Origin of the sequence: Nocardioides sp. (assembly GCF_031422975.1) — a bacterium.
Classification (GTDB): domain Bacteria; phylum Actinomycetota; class Actinomycetes; order Propionibacteriales; family Nocardioidaceae; genus Nocardioides.
Genome location: NZ_JANPEO010000304.1, coordinates 1 through 5,557, shown reverse-complemented (window position 1 = coordinate 5,557; position 5,557 = coordinate 1). Strand labels below are relative to the sequence as shown.

Here is a 5,557-nt window from a genome sequence, read left to right as displayed (position 1 = left end):
GGCGTCGAGACCGGCGGCGGCGTCCGCCTCCGCTGCCGGCGTCGCCGGCTCGGCGTCCCCGGCAAGCACGGCGCCGGTGAGGGCGCCGGTGACGAGCAGGACCTGCCAGGGCCGGGCGCCGTACGCCGTGAGCTGGGCGCGCAGCGCGTCGGCGAGGTCTGCCGGTTCGCGGGTGGCGGGCGGCGACCACATGGCGCGGCGTACGTAGTCGGGGGTGAGGAGGTTCTCGACCGGCAGATGGTGCTCTTCGGCGAGGGTGAGCATCGACGCGCGAGCCGCCTTGAACCGGCGGTCGGCGACGATGTCACGCTCGGCCCACAGGCGCGGGTGCGGCGGGCCGTCGACCCGGGGGGAGCGGGTCGGCAGGTCCTCCTCGGCCAGGTCGTGGACGGCGGCCATCGTCGAGACCCACGTGCGGGAGTAGCGTTCGGCGCCGCGGCCGTGGAAGCCCGGAGTGCTCATCAATGCCGCCCGATCGGCCGGCAGCGCGGTGGCGGCGGCAACGATGGCAGCGTCGGGGATGATCCGTCCCGGCGTCACATCGCGACGCTCGGCGATGTCGTCGCGCGCCTCCCACAGGGCCTTGGCGGCGGCCAGCGAGCGGCGGCTGCGGAGCCGATGCACGCCGGACGTACGACGCCAGGCGTCTTGTCGCACCGTCGGCTCGAAGTCGAGCAGGTGGTCGAACTCCTGCCGCGCCCACGAGGTCTTGCCGGTCTTCTCGAGCTCGGCGACCATCAGCTCCCGCAGCTCGAGGAGCACCTCGACGTCCAGGGCGGCGTAGTCGAGCCACGGCTTGGGGAGCGGTCTGGTCGACCAGTCGGCAGCGGAGTGCTCCTTGCGCATGCGCTGACCCAGCAGGGTCTCGACCAGCGTGGCCAACCCGACGCGCGGATAGCCCAGCAACCGTCCGGCGAGCTCGGTGTCGAAGAGCGACGCCGGTGTGAGGCCCACCTCGCGCAGGCACACCAGGTCCTGGGTGGCCGCGTGCAGGATCCACTCGGTGCCGGCCAGCGCATCTTGCAGCGGCGCGAGGTTGTCGAAGGCGATCGGGTCGACCAGCCAGGTGCCCGCGCCCTCGCGCCGGAGCTGGATGAGATAGGCGCGAGCGGAGTAGCGGTAGCCCGAGGCGCGCTCGGCATCGATCGCGACCGGCCCGCTGGCCGCCCCCAGCGCGGCACACGCCGCAGCAAGGGCTTCGTCGGTCTCCACGACGTGGGGCAGTCCGTCGCGCAGGGTCAACAGTGGTGCGAGTTCGGGCTCGACGACCTCGGGCGCCTCCTCGGGCGACTCGTCAGCGGGCCCGGGATCCTCGGTGAGCGCCTCGTCCATCGTCACGAGCCGCGCTGACCGCGCCGGCTCGGGATCGACGTGACGCCTTCGGGCACCGGCGGCAGGCCGGCCGACGTGCACAGCAGCTCGGCCCACGCCTCGACGTGCGGACCCAGGTCGAGCGGTTGGTCTTCGTCGGTGAGCACGGGAGTCCAGGAGGCTCGCACCTCGATCTGCGCGGTGCCCTCCTCGTCGGCCATGCCGCCGAAGCTCTCGGTCGCCACGCTCGTGACGGTGCCCGACATCTCCGCGTACGCCGCGCCGTGGGCGTCGAGGGCCTCGCTCAGCCAGGACCAGCCGACCGCTGCGAGCATCGGGTCGGAGATCAGGTCGGGGTCGATGTCGGCGCGGGCGTAGACGACGCACCGGAACGTCCCGTTCCAGGCCTCGTTGCCGGCGGGGTCGTGGAGCAGGATGATGCGGCCCGTGCCGAGGTCGACGTCATCGACGGTGACGTCGGCGGAGAGAGCGGAGGAGTAGGGCGCAATGCGCTGCGGCGCCGGCATCTCCTCGCAGAAGACCTCGGGTCGCAGGGCGGCTGCGCGCATGCTGGCGACTGCCGCGCGGAAGTCCGCGGGGCCAGCACTCGACTCCGAGTGCGTCTCATGACGCGCCACCATGGGCCCACAGTAGGACAGTGGCGGCTGATGGCGATGTGCCGCCACGCCGCCCCACCTGCGAAGATTCGCACCGTGACAGCCTCCACCGACAGTCCGCTCGCCACCAGTGCGTTCCTCGCCGCGGCCCGGGGCGAGACTCCCAGCCACACCCCGGTGTGGTTCATGCGACAGGCCGGTCGGTCGTTGCCGGAGTACCTCAAGATCCGCGAGGGCGTCGGCATGCTGGAGTCCTGCATGGACGCGGACCTCGTCACCGAGATCACCCTGCAGCCGGTGCGCCGCTACGGCGTCGACGCGGCCATCTTCTTCTCCGACATCGTGCTGCCGCTCAAGGCGGTGGGCGTCGAACTCGACATCGTGGCGGGCATCGGGCCGGTCGTCGCCTCGCCGGTGCGCACCCTCGCGGACGTCGAGGCGATCTCGGACCTCACCCCCGAGCACGTCCCCTTCATCACGCGGGCGGTGCAGCAGCTCGTCGCCGAGCTCGGCGCCACGCCGCTCATCGGCTTCGCAGGCGCGCCGTTCACGGTGGCGTCCTATCTCGTCGAGGGCGGACCGTCGAAGGAGCAGGCGAAGACGAAGGCGATGATGTTCAGCGCCCCCGAGGTCTGGGACGCGCTGATGCGCAAGATCGCCGGCATCGCCGCCGACTACCTCCGCATCCAGGTCGAGGCCGGCGCCAGCGCCGTACAGCTCTTCGACTCGTGGGCCGGAGCGCTCACGCCGGGCGACTACGCCGAGCACGTCATGGCGCACTCGGCGCGGGTGCTGGCCTCGGCCGGCGAGCTCGGCGTTCCCCGCATCCACTTCGGGGTCGGCACCACCAACCTGCTGGGGCTGATGGCCGAGGCCGGCGCCGACGTCGTCGGGATCGACTGGCGTACGCCACTGGCAGACGGCATCGCCCGGGTCGGGGACCGTGTCGTCCAGGGCAACCTCGATCCGACGCTCGTCTTCGCACCCACGGACGTGATGACCGCCCGCGCCGCCGACATCATCGACGCCGGCAGGGCCGCCAGGGGCCACATCTTCAACCTGGGCCACGGCGTGATCCCCTCGACCGACCCCGGCCAGCTCAAGGCGCTGACCGAGTTCGTGCAGGCCTACCCGATCTAGTCCAACGGGACGGCCGACGCCCCGATCACGCCGTCGGCGTGACGTTCCTGGCAGGGCGCGTCCGCGTGGTGACCTTCACGGTGGGAACCTCGGCCGGCTCCTGCTCGGGAGTCTTTGCTGGCGCCTTCTTCGCGGCTACCTTCTTCGCGGCGGCCGGCGCCTTCTTCGCGGCCGGCGGCTTCTCGGCTGCGGTCTTGCGAGGCGCCTTGAGCCGCACTTCGAGACGCTTGGCGTCGCCGCGGGTCTCGAGGTAGGGCTGCGCCTGCAGGAGCGCGGTCAGCTTGCTGTGCCCGAAGTTGCGCGGGTCGAACGACGCGTGGGTGCGGGTGAGGTGGTTGCCGATCTGGGAGACCGTGACCCAGCCCTCCTCATCGGCCACGGCGTTGACGGCCTTGGTGAGTGCGCTCTGCAGGTTGAGCGAAGGTGCGTCCTGGACCTCCTTCTCCTCTCCCGACTTGTCCTCGGGCTCCTCGTCCTGGGTCTCGGTCATCAACACCTCGAGGGCGATGAACCGGTCGCAGGCATTCTGCAGCGACGACGGCGTGGTCTTGCGGCCCAGGCCGTAGACCTTCTTGCCGGACTCGCGCAGCCGCAACGCCAGGCTGGTGAAGTCGCTGTCGCTGCTGACGATCGCGAACGCCTCGACGTTGTCGGCATAGAGCAGGTCCATGGCGTCGATGATCAGCGCCGAGTCGGTGGAGTTCTTGCCGGTGGTGAAGGCGATCTGGTGCATGGACCGGATGGCCCGGGCATTCAGCTCGCGGGTCCAGCCGGACAGGCGCTGGGAGGAGAAGTCGCCGTACGCCCGCTTGATCGTGGGCGTGCCGTACTTCGCCACCTCTTCCAGCAATGCCTCGGCATACTTGGGCGACGTGTTGTCGGCGTCGATCAGGACGGCGATCCGGGTGCCTCCGTGGAGGTCAGATTCCATGGCACCGACCATAGGCGGTCACGGCCTCGCGGGAGAACCTGACGTCACGACGTCGCGGGCTGCTTCGGCGTGCGACGACGGGCGCTGCGGCGTACGAGCAACCACACGGGCACCCCGAAGACCGCCAGCACTGCGGCGAAGGGCAGCAGAGCGCCCGCGATGGTGGCCATCGCCGAGGAGAACTCGCCCAATGCCTTCATGCCGCCCTTGAGGCCCGTGAGGAAGCCGGCGTCATCGGTGTCCGGCTTGTCTGCCTCGGAGGCGTGCTTGCGCTCGATGTCGATGGTGATCGTCGATTCGCTCGTCTGGTCCGAGAGCCAGGCCTGCTGCGACTTGAGCGAGTCGAGCTCGGCCTGGCGGTTCGTCAGCTGCGACTCGATCCAGATGATGTCCTTGAGCGAGCGGGCCCGCGCGAGAAGCTGCTCCACCCGGCGCAGGCTGCCTTCCTGGGCGCGCACGCGGACGTCGGTGTCGATCACCTGCGTGGTGACGTCCTCGCTCGACACCTGCGACTGTCGCAGCTCTGCGGCCTTCTCCAGCGCCGACATCGTCACCGCGAACGAGCTCGACGGCACCCGGATCACGAGCCGGGAGTACGTCGCAACGCCCTCGTCGTCGGTCTCGGTGTTCTCCTGGGTGATCGTGCCGTGTTGGGCATCGACGATCCGCTGGGCCTCGCGGCGGGCCTCGGCGACGTCGTCGCTGACCAGCGAGACGGTGCCGGTGGACACGATGCGCCGCTCGCTGGCAGGCGGCCGCAGGGCCGGGTCGGACGTCGAGCCGTCATCGGCCTTGCCGGAGAAGGACGTGTCCATCTCGGGAGCGCTCCCGCTGGCGTCACCGACCGCATCGCCGCCACCCACGGAACCGGCGGTCCCGTCATTCGCGGCAACCTCCGACTGAGCGCCCGCGTCGGAGCCCCGCGACGCGCCGTCGTCGTTGGCGGACGAGCAGGCGGCCAGGGCGGCGGCAGTCATGGTCAGGGCCGCGAGCAGGCCAGCGGTGCGGCGGCCGCGCAGGTGGAGCCGGGTGAGTGTGGTCATGGGCGTCGGACGCGGTCGGGCCGGCCGCCGGTTCCCTGCTCGGGGCTGCCGTGACCGAACCGTGACGGGGCCACGTCGGGGGCTCGTGCCACAGTGGCCGCGTGAAGTACGACGTCGTGGTGGTCGGGGCAGGGATCGCCGGCCTGACCGCCGCCCGTGATCTGGCGACCACCCACGACGTGCTGGTCCTCGAGGGGTCTGCGCACATCGGAGGCAAGCTCCGCCTGGGCTCCGTCGCCGGAGTCAGCGTCGACGTGGGCGCCGAGGCGATGCTCAACCGCCGGCCCGAGGGCGTGGCGCTGGCGCGCGAGCTCGGTCTCGAGCTGGTGCACCCGACCACGGCGACCTCGCGCATCTTCTCGCGCGGCGAGCTGCGGCCGATGCCGCGGTCGCTGATGGGGGTGCCGTTCGACGTCGCCGAGCTGGCTTCCTCCGGTGTCCTCTCCGCGGCTGGCCTCGCGCGGCTGCACGCCGAGACGACGACGACCTTCGATGACGACGTCTCCGTCGGCGAG

Annotated in this window: 6 protein-coding genes; 2 read left to right on the top strand and 4 right to left on the bottom strand. The window is 71.2% G+C overall.

Annotation, left to right across the window (positions count from 1 at the left end):
* Together RMO85_RS09180 and RMO85_RS09175 are read right to left on the bottom strand one after the other, a co-directional pair.
* On the bottom strand, positions 1-1,332 hold a 1,332-nt coding region (locus tag RMO85_RS09180; protein ID WP_310528424.1), incomplete at its 3' end, for an HRDC domain-containing protein.
* Between the two features lie 2 nt (positions 1,333-1,334).
* Positions 1,335-1,952, bottom strand: a complete 618-nt coding sequence (locus tag RMO85_RS09175; protein WP_310528423.1) for a DUF3000 domain-containing protein — start codon at positions 1,950-1,952, stop codon at positions 1,335-1,337.
* A gap of 33 nt (positions 1,953-1,985) precedes the next feature.
* Between RMO85_RS09175 and hemE the strand changes: the two genes are divergently transcribed.
* Positions 1,986-3,068: a uroporphyrinogen decarboxylase gene (gene hemE, locus RMO85_RS09170; protein WP_397203520.1), complete on the top strand. Its 1,083-nt coding sequence runs from the start codon at positions 1,986-1,988 to the stop codon at positions 3,066-3,068.
* 25 nt (positions 3,069-3,093) lie between these two features.
* On the opposite strand, the gene RMO85_RS09165 is transcribed toward hemE, so the two are convergent.
* Both RMO85_RS09165 and RMO85_RS09160 read right to left on the bottom strand, forming a co-directional pair.
* Positions 3,094-3,999: an NYN domain-containing protein gene (locus RMO85_RS09165; protein WP_310528421.1), complete on the bottom strand. Its 906-nt coding sequence runs from the start codon at positions 3,997-3,999 to the stop codon at positions 3,094-3,096.
* Positions 4,000-4,043: 44 nt separating this feature from the next.
* Positions 4,044-5,042 carry a DUF4349 domain-containing protein gene (locus RMO85_RS09160; protein ID WP_310528420.1) on the bottom strand — a complete coding sequence of 333 codons (999 nt, stop codon included), beginning with the start codon at positions 5,040-5,042 and terminating at the stop codon, positions 4,044-4,046.
* Positions 5,043-5,143: 101 nt separating this feature from the next.
* Here RMO85_RS09160 and RMO85_RS09155 point away from each other — a divergent pair.
* Positions 5,144-5,557 (top strand): FAD-dependent oxidoreductase (locus tag RMO85_RS09155; protein ID WP_310528419.1); only part of this gene is annotated, 414 nt, incomplete at its 3' end.

Coding starts and splice junctions, on each gene's coding strand:
- RMO85_RS09175 (WP_310528423.1), bottom strand. CDS start 1,952: ATGGTGGCGCGTCATGAGACGCACTCGGAGTCGAGTGCTGGCCCCGCG.
- RMO85_RS09160 (WP_310528420.1), bottom strand. CDS start 5,042: ATGACCACACTCACCCGGCTCCACCTGCGCGGCCGCCGCACCGCTGGC.
- hemE (WP_397203520.1), top strand. CDS start 1,986: ATGTGCCGCCACGCCGCCCCACCTGCGAAGATTCGCACCGTGACAGCC.
- RMO85_RS09165 (WP_310528421.1), bottom strand. CDS start 3,999: ATGGAATCTGACCTCCACGGAGGCACCCGGATCGCCGTCCTGATCGAC.